14 protein-coding genes are annotated in these 17,987 nt (G+C 68.7%); 8 read left to right on the top strand and 6 right to left on the bottom strand.

The window, feature by feature from the left end; all coding sequences use genetic code 11:
- The first annotated feature begins 217 nt into the window (after positions 1–217).
- A complete protein-coding gene (locus tag OG905_RS32625) occupies positions 218–529 on the top strand; it encodes a ferredoxin (RefSeq protein WP_266478286.1) in 312 nt (103 codons plus the stop codon).
- Positions 530–533: 4 nt separating this feature from the next.
- Here OG905_RS32625 and OG905_RS32620 read toward each other — a convergent pair whose 3' ends face one another.
- The 3 genes from OG905_RS32620 to OG905_RS32610 all read right to left on the bottom strand — a co-directional run bounded on the left by OG905_RS32620 (position 534) and on the right by OG905_RS32610 (position 3,720).
- Positions 534–1,109, bottom strand: coding sequence for a hypothetical protein (locus tag OG905_RS32620; protein WP_328679801.1), 576 nt, complete (start codon positions 1,107–1,109; stop codon positions 534–536).
- 227 nt (positions 1,110–1,336) lie between these two features.
- On the bottom strand, positions 1,337–2,224 hold the full coding sequence (locus OG905_RS32615) for a tRNA (adenine-N1)-methyltransferase (protein ID WP_328402519.1): 888 nt from the start codon (positions 2,222–2,224) through the stop codon (positions 1,337–1,339).
- Between the two features lie 245 nt (positions 2,225–2,469).
- Complete coding sequence (locus OG905_RS32610) at positions 2,470–3,720, bottom strand: site-2 protease family protein (protein ID WP_328679796.1); 1,251 nt, start codon at positions 3,718–3,720, stop codon at positions 2,470–2,472.
- A gap of 120 nt (positions 3,721–3,840) precedes the next feature.
- Between OG905_RS32610 and OG905_RS32605 the strand changes: the two genes are divergently transcribed.
- Together OG905_RS32605 and OG905_RS32600 are read left to right on the top strand one after the other, a co-directional pair.
- The gene (locus OG905_RS32605; RefSeq protein ID WP_328679794.1) at positions 3,841–4,701 is read left to right on the top strand and encodes a RecB family exonuclease; all 861 of its coding nucleotides are present in this window, start codon (positions 3,841–3,843) and stop codon (positions 4,699–4,701) included.
- Between the two features lie 13 nt (positions 4,702–4,714).
- The gene (locus OG905_RS32600) at positions 4,715–5,386 is read left to right on the top strand and encodes a response regulator (protein ID WP_142216181.1); all 672 of its coding nucleotides are present in this window, start codon (positions 4,715–4,717) and stop codon (positions 5,384–5,386) included.
- 70 nt (positions 5,387–5,456) lie between these two features.
- Here OG905_RS32600 and OG905_RS32595 read toward each other — a convergent pair whose 3' ends face one another.
- From OG905_RS32595 to metH, 3 genes are all read right to left on the bottom strand, one after another.
- Entirely contained in the window at positions 5,457–7,052 is a 1,596-nt protein-coding gene (locus OG905_RS32595) for an ABC transporter substrate-binding protein (protein ID WP_328679792.1), read from the bottom strand.
- A gap of 504 nt (positions 7,053–7,556) precedes the next feature.
- Positions 7,557–8,258: an HAD family hydrolase gene (locus OG905_RS32590; protein WP_328679790.1), complete on the bottom strand. Its 702-nt coding sequence runs from the start codon at positions 8,256–8,258 to the stop codon at positions 7,557–7,559.
- A 96-nt stretch (positions 8,259–8,354) separates the two neighbouring features.
- A complete protein-coding gene (metH, locus tag OG905_RS32585) occupies positions 8,355–11,867 on the bottom strand; it encodes a methionine synthase (protein ID WP_328679788.1) in 3,513 nt (1,170 codons plus the stop codon).
- Between the two features lie 239 nt (positions 11,868–12,106).
- Here metH and OG905_RS32580 point away from each other — a divergent pair, with 239 nt between their 5' ends.
- The 5 genes from OG905_RS32580 (at position 12,107) to OG905_RS32560 (ending at position 17,835) form a co-directional block, all read left to right on the top strand.
- Positions 12,107–12,871, top strand: a complete 765-nt coding sequence (locus OG905_RS32580) for an IclR family transcriptional regulator (protein WP_328679786.1) — start codon at positions 12,107–12,109, stop codon at positions 12,869–12,871.
- 227 nt (positions 12,872–13,098) lie between these two features.
- Positions 13,099–13,887, top strand: a complete 789-nt coding sequence (locus OG905_RS32575; protein WP_328679784.1) for an MIP/aquaporin family protein — start codon at positions 13,099–13,101, stop codon at positions 13,885–13,887.
- A gap of 30 nt (positions 13,888–13,917) precedes the next feature.
- Positions 13,918–15,453 carry a glycerol kinase GlpK gene (gene glpK, locus OG905_RS32570; RefSeq protein WP_328679782.1) on the top strand — a complete coding sequence of 512 codons (1,536 nt, stop codon included), beginning with the start codon at positions 13,918–13,920 and terminating at the stop codon, positions 15,451–15,453.
- Between the two features lie 6 nt (positions 15,454–15,459).
- The gene (locus OG905_RS32565; RefSeq protein WP_328679780.1) at positions 15,460–17,061 is read left to right on the top strand and encodes a glycerol-3-phosphate dehydrogenase/oxidase; all 1,602 of its coding nucleotides are present in this window, start codon (positions 15,460–15,462) and stop codon (positions 17,059–17,061) included.
- A 102-nt stretch (positions 17,062–17,163) separates the two neighbouring features.
- The gene (locus OG905_RS32560; RefSeq protein WP_328679779.1) at positions 17,164–17,835 is read left to right on the top strand and encodes a FadR/GntR family transcriptional regulator; all 672 of its coding nucleotides are present in this window, start codon (positions 17,164–17,166) and stop codon (positions 17,833–17,835) included.
- The last annotated feature ends 152 nt before the right edge of the window (positions 17,836–17,987 follow it).

The raw sequence follows: 17,987 nt of genomic DNA, 5'->3' as shown, positions 1-17,987 counted from the left end.
TGACCCTACCTGGGTGGGTGATGATTGAAACCCCTAGATCACAAAGACGGTAGAGGTGTGTCCGATCTTCACCCTTGCGCTCTCCCTCACGCCAGGGGAATACCCACCCATCAACATCGGAAAGCGGGCGGAGGTATCGTCGAAGTGTTCAACACCCGTCAGGGCTGGCGCGACTTGCTTCATTTTGCTACACCCGGCGAAGGAAACGGCAGGAGAGATGACCGTGCAGCACGAGGTCCCCACGGAAGCCGTCGGCGAGGCCCTTGAGGTCTGGATCGACCAGGACCTCTGTACCGGAGACGGGATCTGCGCGCAGTACGCCCCCGAGGTCTTCGAGCTGGACATCGACGGGCTCGCCTACGTGAAGAGCACCGACGACGAACTGCTCCAGAACCCGGGCGCCACAACGCCCGTGCCGCTGCCGTTGCTGAGCGATGTCGTGGACTCCGCGAAGGAGTGCCCGGGCGATTGCATCCATGTCCGCCGCGTTTCGGACAGGGTCGAGGTCTTCGGACCCGACGCAGAGTGACGGATCACATACCGCGTGCTGTGGGCTGGGCGGTACGGACGAACTTCCCGCCCTGCCACTGCCACTTGACCTTCTCGAGCTGGTCGGGGCAGCAGCTCGGCACGTCCGGCGAGGAGTAGCCGAGCAGGGTCGCCGTAATCGCGCCGTCACGTACAGCGAAGTCCTTGACGCTGAGCTTCTGCGCGGGCTCCACGAGGGTCGCGACGACGCGCGGGCCCGTACCCCGGCCCTGGGTCAGTACGTAGACGCCGCTCGGCGGGGTGCCGGAGCCCGCGTCGCAGCGGGCCACCGCCACGGTTTCGAGGCTGCCGTCGCCGTCCAGGTCGCCCGAGGCTTTCTTGGTCACCACGCTCTTCGCGCCGCCGCACTCCAGTGGAAGCCGCACTCCCGCCGGATCGGGCGCGGGGGCAGGCGCAGCGGCCGTTCCGGTGTTCTGCGGGCCTGCCTGGGGGGCGGCCTGGGCCGTGGGCTGCAGCAGTCCGGCGGCGGCCACGACCCCGGCCATCGCCGTCGCGGTGGCGAGCCAGTGCACCGGGCGGGCGTGCGTGTGCGCGAGGTCCGGGACGGCGGAGGTCTGCACGCGGGATGTCTCCTGGGAAGGCGGAACCGGCGGGGATTGGCCTGCATCGTGCCATACGTCACAGCGGGTGCGGAACAGCGGGGTCCGAGTGTGTAGGTCAAGAAAGTGTGTAGGTCGGGAAAGCGGTCAACACGAAGACGCCGCCGCCGAGTTCCCCAGGGTGCCTGGGGAACTCGGCGGCGGCGTCAGTACATTGTGCGGGCGTCAGCCCGATTTGGGGCGTTCCGTCAGCCCTTGTTGGGGCCTTCGTAGTCCTCGCCGTACGCGCCCTTGGCGGGGCGGCGGCGGCGCATCGGGGGCTCCACACCGTCCGCGAGACGGCGGGCCGTGACGAGGAATCCGGTGTGGCCGATCATCCGGTGGTCCGGGCGGACGGCCAGACCTTCGACGTGCCAGTTGCGGATCATCGACTCCCAGGGCTGAGGCTCGGCGAAGCAGCCGATCTCGCGGATGGACTCGACGGTGCGCGCGAGCTGGGTGGTGGTCGCGACGTAGCAGCAGAGGATGCCGCCGGGGACGAGGGCCTTGGAGACGGCCTCCAGGCACTCCCAGGGCGCGAGCATGTCCAGGATCACGCGGTCGACGTCGGCGTCCGTCAGGTTGTCCTGGAGATCGCCCACGGTGAGCTGCCAGGCCGGGTGCGGGCCGCCGAAGTAGCGCTCCACATTCTGTTGGGCGATCTCGGCGAAGTCCTGGCGGCGCTCGTAGGAGTGCAGCATGCCGTGGTCGCCGATGGCTCGCAGCAGGAAGGCGCTGAGCGAGCCGGAGCCCACGCCCGCCTCGACGACGCGGGCGCCGGCGAAGATGTCGGCGAAGGCCAGGATCTGCCCCGCGTCCTTGGGGTAGACCACGGCGGCGCCGCGGGGCATGGACAGGACATAGTCGGGGAGCAGGGGGCGCAGCGCGAGGTAGGCGACGTTTCCCGTGGTACGGACAACACTGCCCTCGGGAGCGCCGATCAGCTCGTCGTGCGGGAAGGAACCCTTGTGGGTGTGGAAATTCTTCCCGGCCTCGAGCGTGAACGTGTAGTGGCGTCCCTTGGGGTCGGTGAGCTGGACCTGGTCCCCGACCTTGAAGGGCCCGCGTCGGCGGGCGGCACCGGTCGGTTCGGACATGTGACCAGCCTACCGGCCCGGAACGGACCCGTTCACCACGGCGAGCCCCGGCGGGCCCGGCGCCCCGGAGGCGATCCGAGCCCCCAGGTCCTGTCCGGCCGATCCTGCCGGGCTCGCGTGCCCTGGCACGGCACCTCGCTGCGTTGTCGTCAGTCGCCTACGCTCCGCGTCGGCTCCATCCTCCGCCTTGCGATGCACCACGCCAGACCCCGCTCCCTGATCCGGCCTGATCGACCGGACAGGACCTAGGAAGAGGCGGGCCGGGCCATCGCGGCGACAAAGGCGCGCTCGACGTCCGCAGTGGAAAGGACGCCGTAGATCGCGCCCGACTCCTCGACCACCAGGTACTCCGTCGCCGGCGAGGCCCGGAGCTTGTCCAAAAGCGCCTCGCCGGCCAGCTCCGCCGAGACCTTCATGCCCTCGGTGAGCTCCTGGGCGAGGCCGCTGACCGCGACCCAGGGGCGGCGGTGTTCCGGGACGCCGACGATGGCCGTCTCGCGCACCAGGGCCGTCGGGTCGCCGTGGCCGTCGACGACGACCAGCGCGCGGGCGCCCGCCTCGTTGGCGCGGCGCAGGGCCTCGGAGAGCGGGGTGTCGGACTCGACCGGGACGGCGCGCCTGGTGAGCGTCCGGGCTTCGAGCTCGGGGAGGTGTTCGCGCAGCCGGGCCATGCGCAGGCTGTTGCCCGCCCCGGTCCAGATGATCGCGGCGAGGATCGCGGCGAGCAGCGCGTCCGTGACCGTCTCCATGCCGCCGATGTCCTCGGTGGCATTGCCAAGGGCGCCGGTGTGGGTGAGGAGCGGCAGGCCGATGAGGACGGCGACGGCGAGCGCCCGGCCCACCCAGGCCGCGGCGACGGTGCCCGACATCGGCTTCCCGGTGATCTTCCACACGACGGCGCGCAGCATGCGGCCGCCGTCGAGCGGCAGACCGGGCAGCAGATTGAACGCGGCGACGATCAGGTTGGAGATCATCAGCCCGGCGAGCAGCACCCCGGGGACCGTACCGGGATCGACGGCCTGCATCCCGAGGTAGAAGAGACCGGCCAGGACGAGGGAGAGCAGCGGTCCGACGAAGGCCAGGACGAACTCGCGACCGGGGGTCTCGGACTCCTTCTCGATCTCGGACACACCGCCGAAGAACTGCAGCTGGATTCGGCGTACCGGAAGTTTGAAGCGCAGCGCCGCGACGGTGTGGGCGAGTTCGTGGACCAGTACGGAGGCGTAGAAGGCGACCGCGAAGAAGAGCGAGACGAGATAGCGCGTACCGCCGAGCTCGGGGAGCACACGGTCGAGCTGACCGCCGAAGACCCAGGTGATGAGCGCGGCGACGATGAACCAGCTCGGGGCGACATAGACGGGCACACCGAAGGGACGGCCCATGAGAATGCCACCGCCGGGGCCGTCGGAACGCCGCGGCTTGCTGCCCTCGGGGTCCGTTCCTCCCGCACCGGACTGCGCCCGCTCACGCTTGCCGCTCGTGTCGTCCTCGTCCACGGGTCCCCTTTTTGTCGCGAATGTGTCGCGAATGCTTCGCTCGCTCGATCATGCTGTTTCGAGGGTCTGACGTCGATGGTATTCCGCTCGCTGTCAGTGGCGGGCCGTAGGGTCTGCGTCATGAGTACGAGTCAGCAGCCCACATCGCTGTCGCCCTCGCGTGCGAGCGACTTCATGCAGTGTCCCCTGCTGTACCGGTTCCGGGTGATCGACAAGCTGCCGGAGAAGCCCAGCGAGGCGGCTACCCGCGGGACGCTGGTGCATGCGGTGCTGGAGCGGCTCTTCGACGCCCCGGCGGCGGAGCGGACGGCTCCGCGTGCCAGGGCCCTGATCCCGGGTCAGTGGGACCGGCTGCTGGAGACGAAACCGGAGCTGGGCGAGCTGTTCGCGCAGGACGCCGAGGGCGAGCGGCTGACCCGTTGGCTCGGCGAGGCGGAGCAGTTGGTGGAGCGGTGGTTCTCGCTGGAGGACCCGACCCGCCTGGAGCCGGCCGAGCGGGAGCTGTTCGTCGAGACGGAGCTGGAGTCGGGGCTGCGGCTGCGCGGTGTCATCGACCGGGTCGATGTGGCGCCCACCGGCGAGGTCCGGATCGTCGACTACAAGACGGGCAAGGCCCCGCGCCCCGAGTACAGCGAGGGCGCGCTGTTCCAGATGAAGTTCTACGCCCTGGTGATCTGGCGGCTGAAGAACGTGGTGCCGCGCCGCCTCCAGCTCGTCTATCTGGGCAGCGGAGAGGTGCTGACGTACGACCCGGCCCCGGCGGACCTGGAGCGCGTGGAGCGCAAGCTGCTGGCGCTCTGGGACGCGATCAGGCTGGCCACCGAGACGGGCGACTGGCGGCCGCGGCCGACGAAGCTGTGCGGCTGGTGCGACCACCAGGCGGTCTGTCCGGAATTCGGCGGCACTCCCCCGGTTTATCCGCTGAGCATCTCCCCGACCGCTTCGGCAGAGGATGGTCAGGGCAGAATGGGCCCGGTCTAACTAAGGAGTACCCGTGGCTATCCGCGTCCTACTGGTCGACGACCAACCGCTGCTGCGCACCGGCTTCCGGATGATCCTGGAGGCGGAGCAGGACATCGCGGTGGTCGGCGAGGCCGGGGACGGTCTGCAGGCCCTCGACCAGGTGCGTGCGCTGCAGCCCGATGTGGTGCTGATGGACATCCGGATGCCCCGTATGGACGGCGTCGAGGCGACCCGTCAGATCACCGGTCCCGGGCGGGACGGCCCGGCGAAGGTGCTGGTGCTGACCACCTTCGACCTCGATGAGTACGTGGTGGAGGCGCTGCGGGCCGGGGCGAGCGGCTTCCTGCTGAAGGACGCGCCCGCCAATGAGCTGGTCCAGGCGATCCGGGTGGTCGCGGCGGGCGAGGCGATGCTCGCGCCGAGCATCACCCGCAGGCTTCTCGACAAGTACGCGGACCATCTGCCCTCGGGCGAGGAGCCGGTCCCGGACACGCTGCACACGCTGACCGAGCGCGAGGTGGAGGTGCTCAAGCTGGTCGCGCGGGGGCTGTCCAATGCCGAGATCGCGGCCGATCTTTTCGTCAGTGAGACCACTGTCAAGACGCATGTCGGCCATGTGCTGACGAAGCTGGGCCTGCGGGACCGGGTGCAGGCGGCGGTGTACGCGTACGAGAGCGGTCTGGTGCGCCCCGGCGCGCAGTAGTCCTCCGGACGGAGCACGCGAAAAGCGGCGGCGGGCATCGGCCCGCCGCCGCTTGTTCATGGCCCGCAGCTCACGCGGTGCCGCGGCCCAGCTCCCACAGCTGAAGGTCCGAGCTGGAGTTGACCACCCGCTCGACGCCGGTGACACCGGTCCGCGCCGCGACGTACTGCTTGCCCTGCCACAGCGGCAGGAAAGGCACGTCGTTGGCGACGATCTCCTGTATCTGCGTGAAGGCCTGGGACGCGGAGGTGCGGTCGGCGGCCTTCCGCGACTGCGGGATGAGTTCCCGCGCCTCGGTGCTCACGTACGGGGTGTTGAGGAAGTTGCCCTTGTCCAGGAACGGCGCGATGAAGCTGTCCGGGTCCGGGAAGTCGGGGAACCAGCCCATTCCGTAGACCGCGTACTCACCGCGCTTCTGGGCGGGGACGAATTTCGACCACTCGGTGCCCTCGATGGTGACGTCGAAGAGCTTGGTGGCGTTCAGCTGCTGCTTGAGCGCCTCGAACTCCTTGGCCGTACCGGCACCGTAGTGGTCGGTCGTGTAGTGGAGCTTCAGCTTCACCGGGGTGGTGATGTCGGCCTTGCGCAGCAGCTCCGCGGCCTTCTTCTGGTTCGGCTCGCCGTACTTGTTGTAGAAGGAGTTGGTGTGCGCCCCGATGCTCGCCGGGATGAGCGAGTAGAGCGGCTCGGCGGTGGAGCCGTACACCTTGCCCGCGATGTGGCCACGGTCGACGACAGCGGCCATGGCCTGGCGGACGGCCTTGTCCTTCACCGACGGGTCGTTGGTGTTGAAGGCGAGGTAGCGGATCTCCAGGCCCGGCATCTCGGTGAGCTCGATGCCTTCCTTCGGGCTCTCGGACATGCTCTTGATCTGCTCGGGCGACATCGCCCGGGTCATCATGTCGATGTCGCCGGACTCGAGCGCCTTGCCCATCGAGTCGGCGTCCGCGAAGGACCGCAGCTCAACCTTGTCGTTACGAAGCTTGATGTCACCCAAGTAGTTGGGGTTCTTGTTGAAGGTGACCTTGGCGACGTGGCCGTCCTTGGTCTCGGCCTTCATGGTGTACGGGCCGGAGCCGTCGACCTGGAAGCCCTCGCGGAGCTTCTTGCCCTCGTACTTCTCCTTGCTGACGATGGCGGCGACGGGGGTCGAGAGCTTGTACGGGAAGGTCGCGTCCGGCGTGGCGAGGTGGAAGACCACCTCGTCGCCGTTGGCCTCGATCGTGTCGATGTTCGCCAGGAGGGAGGCCACGCCACTGTCGGCGTTGATGTCCAGCACACGCTGGATGGAGAACTTCACGTCCTCGGCGGTGATGGCACTGCCGTCGGCGAACTTCAGCCCGCTGCGCAGCTTGCAGCGGTAGCTCTCGCTGACCTTGTCCGTGAAGTCGCACGACTGGGCCGCTTCGGGCACCGGTGCGCCGCCGCCGCGCGGGGCGTGCAGCAGCGTCTGGAAGGTCTGCCGCAGGACGCTCCACGAACCGGTGTCGTACGCGTAGGCGGGGTCGAGCGGCGCGGGCGCGTCGTCGGTGGCGATGAACTGGTCCGTGGTGCCCACGACAATGGCGTCGCCGCCGGCGGACCCGCCTTGTGCCCCGCCGCAGGCGACAAGCACGGGCGCGAGCAGGCCGACCAAGGCCGGCAGCACCAAAGTCTTACGGTTCATCCTGGACGTTCTCCTCATCCGGCACTGGGATACAGCGATGTCTTCGGGAGCCTCCGTCGCGGCCGCCCGTTCGGAGCGGTGCGATCGGGTCGGGGAAACAGAGCGATCGGCACTGAGTTCCCCATGACTGGGTGGCGCCGAGACACATCGATGATGCGACGAAGTTCTCGCGACGAGATTAGTCGGCAACGCCAGGAAAGCGTGACCGGGCCCGAGTTGGGGGCGTATTCGCTCAGTGATCGGTTATGCCTGTGAGTGGATGCCCCACGGTGGAATGATTCGTGCACATCTCCACCAATGCGGACACAATGGCGCGTCCCGCACCCCACGGATGGGGTGTGGAGTGGTCCGGACCAACATCACCCCGGGCACCCACAGTGACGAACGTCACGTCGTGAATTCCGCACCAACCGCGCCCGATAACCGTCCGCCCTCGTCACGGAAAAGGCACGCTCGACTGCCCAGAGTTTCCACTGCATTCGAGAAACACGGACAGTACAGGCATCAGTTCATCGCGGTGATGAGCGTGCGCAGAAAACCAAGGTCCACTTCTTCGAGCGACCGTACGACCAGGCGCCCGTCGGCCGGCGCGATCGGGTGCACGGACGGCACGGCCACCACCCGACAGCCCGCTGCCTCGGCGGAGGCGACACCGGTGGCCGTGTCCTCGATGACCGCGCATCTCGCGGGCTCGGCCCGTAGTCCGCGCGCGGCCAGCAGATAGGGGTCGGGGTGCGGCTTCGTGCGCGGCACCTCGTCGCCCGCGACCGACAGTGCGAAGTTGTGCCGGCCCAGCGAGGCGAGGACGCGGTCGATGATGCGGCGATGGGAGGCGGAGACCAGCGCGGTGGGCACATTGTGCCTGGCCAGCTCGGCGAGCAGCCGTTCGGCGCCCGGCATCATGGGCACACCGCGCCCGATCCGGTCCTCGAAGCGGTCATTGAGCAGCACGGTCAGCTCGGCGAGCGTGATGTCCGCGCCGGTCGCCTCGATGAGGTAGGCGGCACTGCGCGTCATGGGGCCGCCGACCACTACCTCCCGCCATGCCTCGTCGAGATCGTGGCCGAGGTCCGCGAAGACCTCCACCTCCGCGTCCCACCAGAAGCCTTCGGTGTCCACAAGGGTGCCGTCCATGTCGAGAAACACGGCCTGAAGGGCAGAGCCTTCCGCCGAACGGGTCAGGGACGCGGGGACCGTACTGGTCATCCGGCACACCTCCACTAGGGACGAGAAGGCCGGCCGCCTCCCAAGTGGGGAAGGCAACCGGCCTGCACTGGACCGACCAGTGTACGTCTCGGGCGGCTAACGTGCGTTGAAGTACTTCGCCTCGGGGTGGTGGATCACGATCGCGTCGGTGGACTGCTCGGGGTGGAGCTGGAACTCCTCCGAGAGCTGGACGCCGATCCGCTCGGGCTCCAGCAGCTCGGCGATCTTCGCCCGGTCCTCCAGGTCCGGGCACGCTCCGTAACCGAGCGAGAAGCGCGCACCCCGGTACTTCAGGGCGAACATGTCCTCCACATCGGCCGGGTCCTCGCCGCCGAAGCCGAGCTCGGCACGCACACGGGCGTGCCAGTACTCGGCCAGCGCCTCCGCCAACTGCACGGACAGGCCGTGCAGTTCGAGGTAGTCGCGGTACGAGTCCGACTCGAAGAGCTCTGCCGTGGCTTCACCGATCTTCGAGCCGACGGTGACGACCTGAAGCCCGACGACGTCCCGCTCGCCGGACTCCTCGGGGCGGAAGAAGTCGGCGAGGCACAGACGGCGGCCGCGGCGCTGGCGGGGGAAGGAGAAGCGGGTGCGCTCGGAGCCGTCCTCGTTCAGCAGGATCAGGTCGTCGCCCTTGGACACGCAGGGGAAGTAGCCGTAGACGACGGCCGCCTCCAGCAGGTTCCGGGTGTGCAGCTGGTCCAGCCAGCCTCGCAGCCGCGGCCGTCCCTCGGTCTCGACGAGCTCCTCGTACGTCGGTCCGTCGCCGACGCGTGCCTGCTTGAGGCCCCACTGGCCCTTGAACAGCGCGCCCTCGTCCAGCCAGGACGCGTACTCCTTGAGCTGGATGCCCTTGATCACCCGGGTGCCCCAGAACGGCGGCTCGGGGACCGGGTTGTCGATGGCGACGTCGGAGCGCACGGCGCCCTCTTCCGGGCGCTCCTCGACCACGGCGTTCGTGGTGGCGCGGACCCGGCGCTGCTTGAGCTCGGGCAGGACCGCCCCGGGGACGCCGCGCTTCACCGCGATCAGCGCGTCCATCAGGCGCAGGCCCTCGAAGGCGTCGCGCGCGTAGCGAACCTCGCCCTCGTAGATCTCATGCAGGTCCTGCTCGACATACGCCCTGGTCAGCGCGGCTCCGCCGAGGATGACCGGGTAGTCGGCGGCCATCTTGCGCTGGTTGAGCTCCTCCAGGTTCTCCTTCATGATCACCGTGGACTTCACCAGCAGGCCGGACATGCCGATCACATCGGCGCGGTGTTCCTCGGCCGCCTCCAGGATCGCCGAGACCGGCTGCTTGATGCCCAGGTTGACGACGTTGTAGCCGTTGTTGGAGAGGATGATGTCGACGAGGTTCTTGCCGATGTCGTGGACGTCGCCACGGACGGTCGCCAGGACGATGGTGCCCTTGCCCTCCGCATCGGACTTCTCCATGTGCGGTTCGAGAAAGGCGACCGCGTTCTTCATGACCTCGGCGGACTGCAGGACGAACGGCAGCTGCATCTGGCCGGAGCCGAAGAGCTCGCCGACGACCTTCATGCCGTCCAGCAGCGTCTCGTTGACGATGTCGAGGGCGGGGCGGGTCTGGAGCGCCTCGTCGAGGTCGGCCTCCAGGCCGTTCTTCTCTCCGTCGATGATGCGGCGCTTGAGGCGCTCGTCCAGCGGCAGGGCGAGGAGTTCCTCGGCCTTGCCCGCCTTCATCGACTTCATGTTGACGCCCTCGAAGAGCTCCATGAGCTTCTGCAGGGGGTCGTAGCCCTCGCTGCGGCGGTCGTAGATCAGGTCCAGGGCGACCTTGACCTGCTCCTCCTCGAGACGCGCGATGGGAAGGATCTTGGATGCGTGCACGATGGCCGAGTCGAGGCCGGCCTTGACGCACTCGTCGAGGAACACGGAGTTGAGGACGACCCTCGCGGCCGGGTTCAGGCCGAAGGAGATGTTCGACAGGCCCAGCGTGGTCTGCACATCCGGGCGGCGGCGCTTGAGCTCACGGATCGCCTCGATGGTGGCGATGCCGTCCTTGCGGGACTCCTCCTGGCCGGTGCAGATCGTGAAGGTCAGCGTGTCGATGAGGATGTCGCACTCGTGCACACCCCAGTTGCCGGTCAGATCGTCGATGAGCCGCTCGGCGATGGCGACCTTGTTCTCGACCGTACGGGCCTGGCCCTCTTCGTCGATGGTGAGCGCGATGAGTGCGGCGCCGTGCTCGGCCGCGAGCTCGGTGACCTTCGCGAACCGCGACTCGGGCCCGTCCCCGTCCTCGTAGTTGACGGAGTTCAGGACGGCGCGGCCACCCAGCTTCTCCAACCCGGCCCGAAGGACGTCGACTTCGGTGGAGTCGAGCACGATGGGGAGCGTCGACGCGGTGGCGAAACGGCCGGCCAGTTCCTCCATGTCGGCGACGCCGTCGCGGCCTACGTAGTCGACGCAGAGGTCGAGCATGTGCGCGCCCTCGCGGATCTGGTCCCTGGCCATCTCCACGCAGTCGTCCCAGCGGGCGTCCAGCATGGCCTCGCGGAACTTCTTGGACCCGTTAGCGTTCGTCCGCTCGCCGATGGCCATGAAGGAGGTGTCCTGGCGGAACGGCACGGTCTGGTAGAGGGACGCGGCGCCCGGCTCGGGGTGCGGCTCGCGGTCGGTGGGCGCGAGATCGCGTACGCGCTCGACGACCTGGCGCAGATGCTCGGGTGTCGTACCGCAGCAGCCGCCGACCAGGGAGAGGCCGTATTCGCGTACGAAGGTCTCCTGCGCGTCGGCCAGCTCGCCCGCCGACAGGGGGTAGTGCGCGCCGTTCTTGCCGAGCACCGGCAGGCCCGCGTTCGGCATGCAGGACAGCGGGATGCGGGAGTGCCGGGCGAGGTAGCGCAGGTGCTCGCTCATCTCGGCCGGGCCGGTGGCGCAGTTCAGGCCGATCATGTCGATGCCCAGCGGCTCCAGCGCGGTCAGGGCCGCGCCGATCTCCGAGCCGAGCAGCATCGTTCCCGTCGTCTCGACCGTCACGGAGCAGATGAGGGGGAGGTTGGTGCCGGTCGCCTCCAGAGCGCGGCGGGCGCCCAGGACGGCGGCCTTGGTCTGGAGCAGGTCCTGGGTCGTCTCCACCAGGAGGGCGTCGGCGCCGCCCGCGATCATGCCTTCGGCGTTCTGCTGGTAGGCGTCGCGCAGCTTCACGTACGGGGCGTGTCCCAGGGTCGGCAGCTTGGTGCCCGGTCCCATCGAGCCCAGCACCCAGCGCTGCTGCCCGGTCGACGCCGTGAACTCGTCGGCGGCCTCGCGCGCGATCCGCGCGCCGGACTCGGAGAGCTCGAAGACCCGCTCGGGGATGTCGTACTCACCGAGGGCCGCGAGGTTCGCGCCGAAGGTGTTCGTCTCGACGCAGTCGACGCCGACCTCGAAATAGGCCGAATGGACGGACCGGACGATGTCCGGGCGGGTCACATTCAGGATTTCGTTGCAGCCTTCGAGGTTCTCGAAGTCCTCGAGTGTCGGGTCCTGGGCCTGGAGCATCGTGCCCATCGCCCCGTCGGCTACGACCACTCGGGTGGCGAGCGCTTCGCGAAGGGCGTCGATTCGGGTCCGGCTGTCAGCGGAAGGGGTCGGCAGCGAGGCCATGGATGTGCTCCCTGGGATGCGACGGCTGTCGGCTTTGCGCCCTCCGGTGGAAGGCGCACGGAGCCAGCCTAGCCGTGCCTGGCGAAACAGGGCGTGGCCGTCCCACGGGACGGGACAGCATCATGTCCTCGCCGCACCAGATGGCCTTTCGGCCGCGAAGGATTCACTCTGTGGTGACCAAGGTCGGCATCGACCGATAGTGTTCAGCATTGTCGAACCGCAGTGAGAAGGGCCGAGCGATGGCGAAAAACATCCAGTCACTCGAGCGGGCGGCGGCGATGCTGCGACTGCTCGCGGGCGGGGAACGCCGACTGGGCCTGTCGGACATCGCTTCCTCGCTCGATCTTGCCAAGGGCACCGCCCATGGCATTCTGCGCACGCTGCAGGCCGAGGGCTTCGTCGAACAGGACCCGGCATCCGGCCGCTACCAGCTGGGGGCCGAGCTGCTCAGGCTCGGCAACAGCTATCTGGACGTCCACGAGCTGCGCGCCCGCGCTCTGGTCTGGACGGACGACCTGGCGCGGTCCAGCGGCGAGAGCGTCCATCTCGGGGTGCTGCACCAGCACGGCGTGCTCATCGTGCACCACGTCTTCAGGCCCGACGACAGCCGCCAGGTGCTGGAGGTGGGGGCCATGCAGCCGCTGCACTCCACCGCGCTGGGCAAGGTGCTCACGGCGTTCGACCCGGTGGCCCACACCGAGGTCATGGAGGTGGAGCGCAAGAGCTTCACCCCGCGGACGGTGACCGGCGTGGAGGAGTTCGAGCTGGTGCTCGACCACACCCGGGCGCGGGGCTGGGCGGCCGATGTGGAAGAGACCTGGGAGGGCGTGGCCGCTGTGGCCGCCCCCATCCACGACCGGCGCCGGATGCCGGTAGGGGCGGTCGCCATCACTGGTGCGGTCGAACGGGTCTGCAGCGCGGGCGAGTTGCGGTCGGAGCTGGTCGCGGCTGTACGGGACTGCGCACGCTCCGTTTCGCGCGACCTCGGCGCCGGGCGATTCTGACCGTTCTGTCGCATCATCGATAACGATCCGATTTTCGGCCACACAACCCTTGACGTCGTGTTAACCCTGGGGCAAAACTGCCGTGCATCGGTCGGCATTGCCGAACACCTACCGGCAATACACGCTAGAGTGTGGCAACGCCAAGCCGAGAAACGCCCTCACCTGAGGGCGCGGACCACCGGAGGGACCCGGGGTTCGCCTTCCCCCGAAGGACAAAGGAGTCGCGGGTGTCCAACTCCGACATCTTCATCGGCGAGATCATTGGTACCGCCGTACTCATCCTGCTCGGCGGCGGCGTGGTCGCCGCAGTCGTACTCAAGCGCTCGAAGGCGCAGAACGCCGGCTGGCTGGCGATCACCTTCGGGTGGGGCTTCGCGGTCATGATCGCGGTCTACATGACGGGCACACTGTCCGGCGCCCACCTGAACCCGGCCGTCACCGTCGGCATCGCGATCAAGGACAACGACTGGAGCAACGTTCCGGTCTACATCGCCGGACAGATGGTCGGCGCCATGCTCGGTGCCGCCCTGGTCTGGATCGCGTACTACGGGCAGTTCCGGGCCCACCTCACGGACCCGGAGATCATCTCCGCGCCTCCGCACGAGGAAGGCCTGGTCAGCGAAGAGGCCGCGCCGAAGGCCGGCCCGGTGCTCGGCGTCTTCTCCACCGGACCCGAGGTCCGCGTGGTGTGGCAGAACCTGGCCACCGAGATCATCGGCACCACTGTGCTCGTCCTCGCGGTGCTCACACAGGGCCTCAACGACAGCGGCAAGGGTCTGGGCGTCATCGGCGGACTGATCGTCGCGCTCACCGTCGTCGGCATCGGCCTCTCGCTCGGCGGCCCGACGGGCTACGCCATCAACCCCGCCCGCGACCTGGGCCCGCGTATCGTGCACGCCCTGCTTCCGCTGCCCAACAAGGGCGGCTCGGACTGGGGCTACGCCTGGATCCCCGTCGTCGGACCGCTGGCCGGCGGAGCCCTCGCGGCGGGTATCTACAACCTCGCGTTCGCCTAAGCCCTCCCTTCGATCTCGCAGGAGCACCCCGTGACCGACGCACACACCACCGGCCCGTTCATCGCGGCCATCGACCAGGGCACCACCTCCAGCCGCTGCATCGTCTTCGACACCGACGGCCGCATCGTCTCCGTCGACCAGAAGGAGCACGAGCAGATCTTCCCGAAGCCGGGCTGGGTGGAGCACAACGCCGCCGAGATCTGGACCAACGTCCAGGAGGTTGTCGACAGCGCCGTCGCGAAGGCGGGCATCACCTCCGCCGACGTCAAGGCCATCGGCATCACCAACCAGCGTGAGACCACCGTCCTGTGGGACAAGAACACCGGCGAGCCGGTGCACAACGCTCTCGTCTGGCAGGACACCCGTACCGACGCGCTCTGCAAGGAGCTCGGCCGCAACGTGGGCCAGGACCGCTTCCGGCGCGAGACGGGCCTTCCCCTCGCCTCGTACTTCGCCGGACCGAAGATCCGCTGGCTGCTCGACAACGTGGAGGGCCTGCGCGAGCGCGCCGAGCGCGGCGAGATCCTCTTCGGCACGATGGACTCCTGGGTCATCTGGAACCTGACCGGCGGCGTCGACGGCGGCCACCACGTCACCGACGTCACCAACGCCTCACGCACCATGCTGATGAACCTGCACACCCTCGACTGGGACGAGAAGATCCTCCAGTCGATGGACGTCCCGGCCGCGGTGCTGCCGGAGATCCGTTCCTCCGCAGAGGTGTACGGAGTCGCCAAGGGCGGCGCCCTCGCCGGTGTGCCGGTCGCCTCGGCGCTCGGTGACCAGCAGGCGGCGCTGTTCGGCCAGACCTGTTTCTCCGAGGGCGAGGCCAAGTCCACGTACGGCACCGGCACCTTCATGCTGATGAACACCGGTCACGAGCCGGTCAACTCGTACAACGGACTGCTGACGACCGTCGGTTACCGGATCGGCGACCAGCCCCCCGTGTACGCGCTGGAGGGTTCCATCGCCGTCACCGGTTCGCTGGTGCAGTGGATGCGCGACCAGATGGGCCTGATCAGCACCGCCGCGGAGATCGAGACCCTCGCGCTGAGTGTCGAGGACAACGGCGGCGCCTACTTCGTACCGGCCTTCTCCGGCCTGTTCGCCCCGTACTGGCGCGACGACGCCCGCGGTGTGATCGCCGGCCTGACCCGCTACGTCACCAAGGCGCACATCGCGCGTGCCGTGCTCGAGGCCACCGCCTGGCAGACCCGCGAGATCAGTGACGCCATGACCAAGGACTCCGGCGTCGAGCTGACCGCGCTCAAGGTCGACGGCGGCATGACCTCCAACAACCTGCTGATGCAGACCCTCTCGGACTTCCTGGACGCACCGGTGGTGCGCCCGATGGTCGCCGAGACGACCTGCCTCGGCGCTGCCTACGCCGCCGGTCTTGCCGTCGGCTACTGGCCGGACACCGACGCGCTGCGCGCCAACTGGCGCCGGGCCGCCGAGTGGACCCCCCACATGGAAGCGGCCCAACGGGACCGCGAGTACAAGAGCTGGCTCAAGGCCGTCGAGCGGACCATGGGCTGGCTCGAAGACGACGCTGACGAGGAGTAATTCGAGATGACCACCCTGCGATGCGTCCCTGCCCTGGGGACGCACCCGGCCGGCTCCCTTCCGAGCCGCGCCGAGACTCGGGAGCAGCTTTCCAAGGCGACATACGACCTCCTGGTGATCGGCGGCGGCATCCTGGGCATCTCCACCGCCTGGCATGCGGCGCAGTCCGGGCTGCGGGTGGCTCTGGTGGACGCCGGCGACTTCGCCGGCGCCACCTCCTCCGCCTCCTCCAAACTCCTCCACGGCGGTCTGCGCTATCTGCAGACCGGCGCGGTGAAGCTGGTCGCGGAGAACCACTTCGAACGACGCGCGGTCTCCCGCCAGGTGGCTCCCCACCTGGCGAACCCGCTCACCTTCTATCTGCCGGTCTACAAGGGCGGACCGCACGGCGCGGCGAAGCTCGGCGCGGGCGTCTTCGCCTACTCCGCGCTCTCCGCGTTCGGTGACGGCGTCGGCCATGTCATCAGCGCATCCAAGGCGCAGCGTGACGTTCCCGAGCTGCGTACGGAGAACCTGAAGGCCGTTGCCGTGTACGGCGACGACCAGATGAACGACTCCCGGATGGCGCTGATGACCGTCCGCGCGGCCGTCGCGTCCGGCGCCACCGTGCTCAACCACGCCGAGGTCACCGGGCTGCGCTTCACCAAGGGCCGGGTCACGGGCGCGGAGCTCAAGGACCGCATGGACGGCACCGAGTTCGGCGTCAGCGCGCGTCTCGTACTCAATGCCACCGGGCCGTGGGTCGACCACCTGCGCACGATGGAGGACCCGAACGCGGCCCCGTCCATCCGGCTGTCCAAGGGCGCGCACCTGGTGCTCAAGCGCACCTCGCCCTGGAAGGCCGCGCTCGCGACCCCGATAGACAAGTACCGCATCACCTTCGCCCTCCCCTGGGAGGACATGCTGCTGCTCGGCACGACGGACGAGGAGTACGAGGGCGATCCGGCGGATGTCGCGGTCAACGACAAGGACGTCACGCAGATCCTGGACGAGGCAGCGTTCTCCATCCGCGACCAGCAGCTGTCCCGCGATCTGATCACGTACTCCTTCGCGGGTCTGCGGGTGCTCCCGGGCGGTCCCGGCAACACCTCCAAGGCCAAGCGCGAGACGGTCGTCACCGAGGGCCGCGGCGGCATGCTGTCGGTGGCCGGCGGCAAGTGGACGACCTTCCGCCACATCGGCCGTACGGTGATGAACAAGCTGGCCGCCCTGCCCGGGCAGCCGCTGGCCGACGACATGGAGCCGATCTCGCGGCTGCCGAAGAAGGTCCCGCTGCCCGGTATCGCCAACCCGAACGCGGTGGCGCACCGGCTGCTGGTCGACGGTGGCACGCCGGGCCCGCGGATGGCCGCGGACACCGCGCGCCACCTGGCCACGCACTACGGCTCGCTCTCCTTCGACATCGCGCGGCTCGCCAACGACGACCCGGCGCTGGCCGAGCGCATCCACCCGGACGCTCCGGAGATCTGGGCGCAGGTCGTGTACGCGCGTGACCACGAGTGGGCCGAGACGGCCGACGATGTGCTGCGTCGTCGTACGACGCTGACGATCAGGGGTCTCGCGACGGACGAGATCCGGAGCAAGGTCGAGGATCTGCTCGGCAAGTAGCGCAGGTTGGTAAGGGGCGGTCGCAAGGGCGGCCGCCCCTTACGCATGCCTCCTGGGGGACGCATAATGGGGCCCGATACATCGGATGTATGGAGGTCGCCCATGGCCGTGACCGACGAGGCCATCGAGAAGATCAAGGGAATGATCGTCTCGGGTGCGCTGCGGCCCGGCGACCGCCTCCCCAAAGAGAGCGAACTCGCCGCCGAGCTGGGCCTGTCCCGTAATTCACTGCGCGAGGCGGTGCGCGCGCTGTCACTGATCCGCATCCTCGATGTGCGGCAGGGCGACGGCACGTATGTCACCAGCCTGGACCCGCAGTTGCTGCTCGAGGCGCTGAGCTTCGTCGTGGACTTCCACCGGGACGACACGGTGCTGGAGTTCCTGGCCGTACGCCGCATCCTGGAGCCCGCTGCCACGGCGATGGCCGCGACGCGGATCAGCGAGAGCGAACTGGACGTACTGAGCGCGCGGTTGGACGCGCTCGGTCCGCAGCCCTCGGTGGAGGAGCTCGTCGCCGCCGACCTCGAATTCCACCGGGACATCGTCCAGTCGTCGGGCAATTCGGTGCTCTGCTCCCTGCTGGACGGCCTCTCAGGTCCGACCACCCGGGCCCGCGTGTGGCGCGGCCTGACCCAGGAGGACGCGGTCAGCCGCACGCTCCACGAGCACCGGGCGATTCTGTCGGCGCTGCGGGACCGGGACGGAGAGGCGGCGAGGTCGTGGGCGACGGTGCACATCGCAAGCGTGGAGCAGTGGCTGAGGTCCACGCTGTAGCGCCTGCGGCGGGCTTTCACCCCACCCACCCCGCCCCTTCCCGTAACCGGGGGCGCTGCCCGGACCCCCGCGCCTCAAACTCCCCCAGACTTCGTCCGGGGGGACCCCCACGGGGCTGGATTGTGCGGCGGGGCCGCACATTCAGCCCGTCC

The sequence above is a fragment of the Streptomyces sp. NBC_00322 genome (assembly GCF_036147535.1).
GTDB lineage: Bacteria > Actinomycetota > Actinomycetes > Streptomycetales > Streptomycetaceae > Streptomyces.
This window is presented reverse-complemented; position numbering and strand designations above follow the sequence as displayed.

Excerpts from the sequence above, each read along its gene's own strand:
- OG905_RS32625 (WP_266478286.1), top strand. The coding sequence starts at position 218 with ATGACCGTGCAGCACGAGGTCCCCACGGAAGCCGTCGGCGAGGCCCTT.
- OG905_RS32615 (WP_328402519.1), bottom strand. The coding sequence starts at position 2,224 with ATGTCCGAACCGACCGGTGCCGCCCGCCGACGCGGGCCCTTCAAGGTC.
- OG905_RS32605 (WP_328679794.1), top strand. The coding sequence starts at position 3,841 with ATGAGTACGAGTCAGCAGCCCACATCGCTGTCGCCCTCGCGTGCGAGC.
- OG905_RS32595 (WP_328679792.1), bottom strand. The coding sequence starts at position 7,052 with ATGAACCGTAAGACTTTGGTGCTGCCGGCCTTGGTCGGCCTGCTCGCG.
- OG905_RS32590 (WP_328679790.1), bottom strand. The coding sequence starts at position 8,258 with ATGACCAGTACGGTCCCCGCGTCCCTGACCCGTTCGGCGGAAGGCTCT.
- metH (WP_328679788.1), bottom strand. The coding sequence starts at position 11,867 with ATGGCCTCGCTGCCGACCCCTTCCGCTGACAGCCGGACCCGAATCGAC.
- OG905_RS32580 (WP_328679786.1), top strand. The coding sequence starts at position 12,107 with ATGGCGAAAAACATCCAGTCACTCGAGCGGGCGGCGGCGATGCTGCGA.
- OG905_RS32565 (WP_328679780.1), top strand. The coding sequence starts at position 15,460 with ATGACCACCCTGCGATGCGTCCCTGCCCTGGGGACGCACCCGGCCGGC.
- OG905_RS32560 (WP_328679779.1), top strand. The coding sequence starts at position 17,164 with ATGGCCGTGACCGACGAGGCCATCGAGAAGATCAAGGGAATGATCGTC.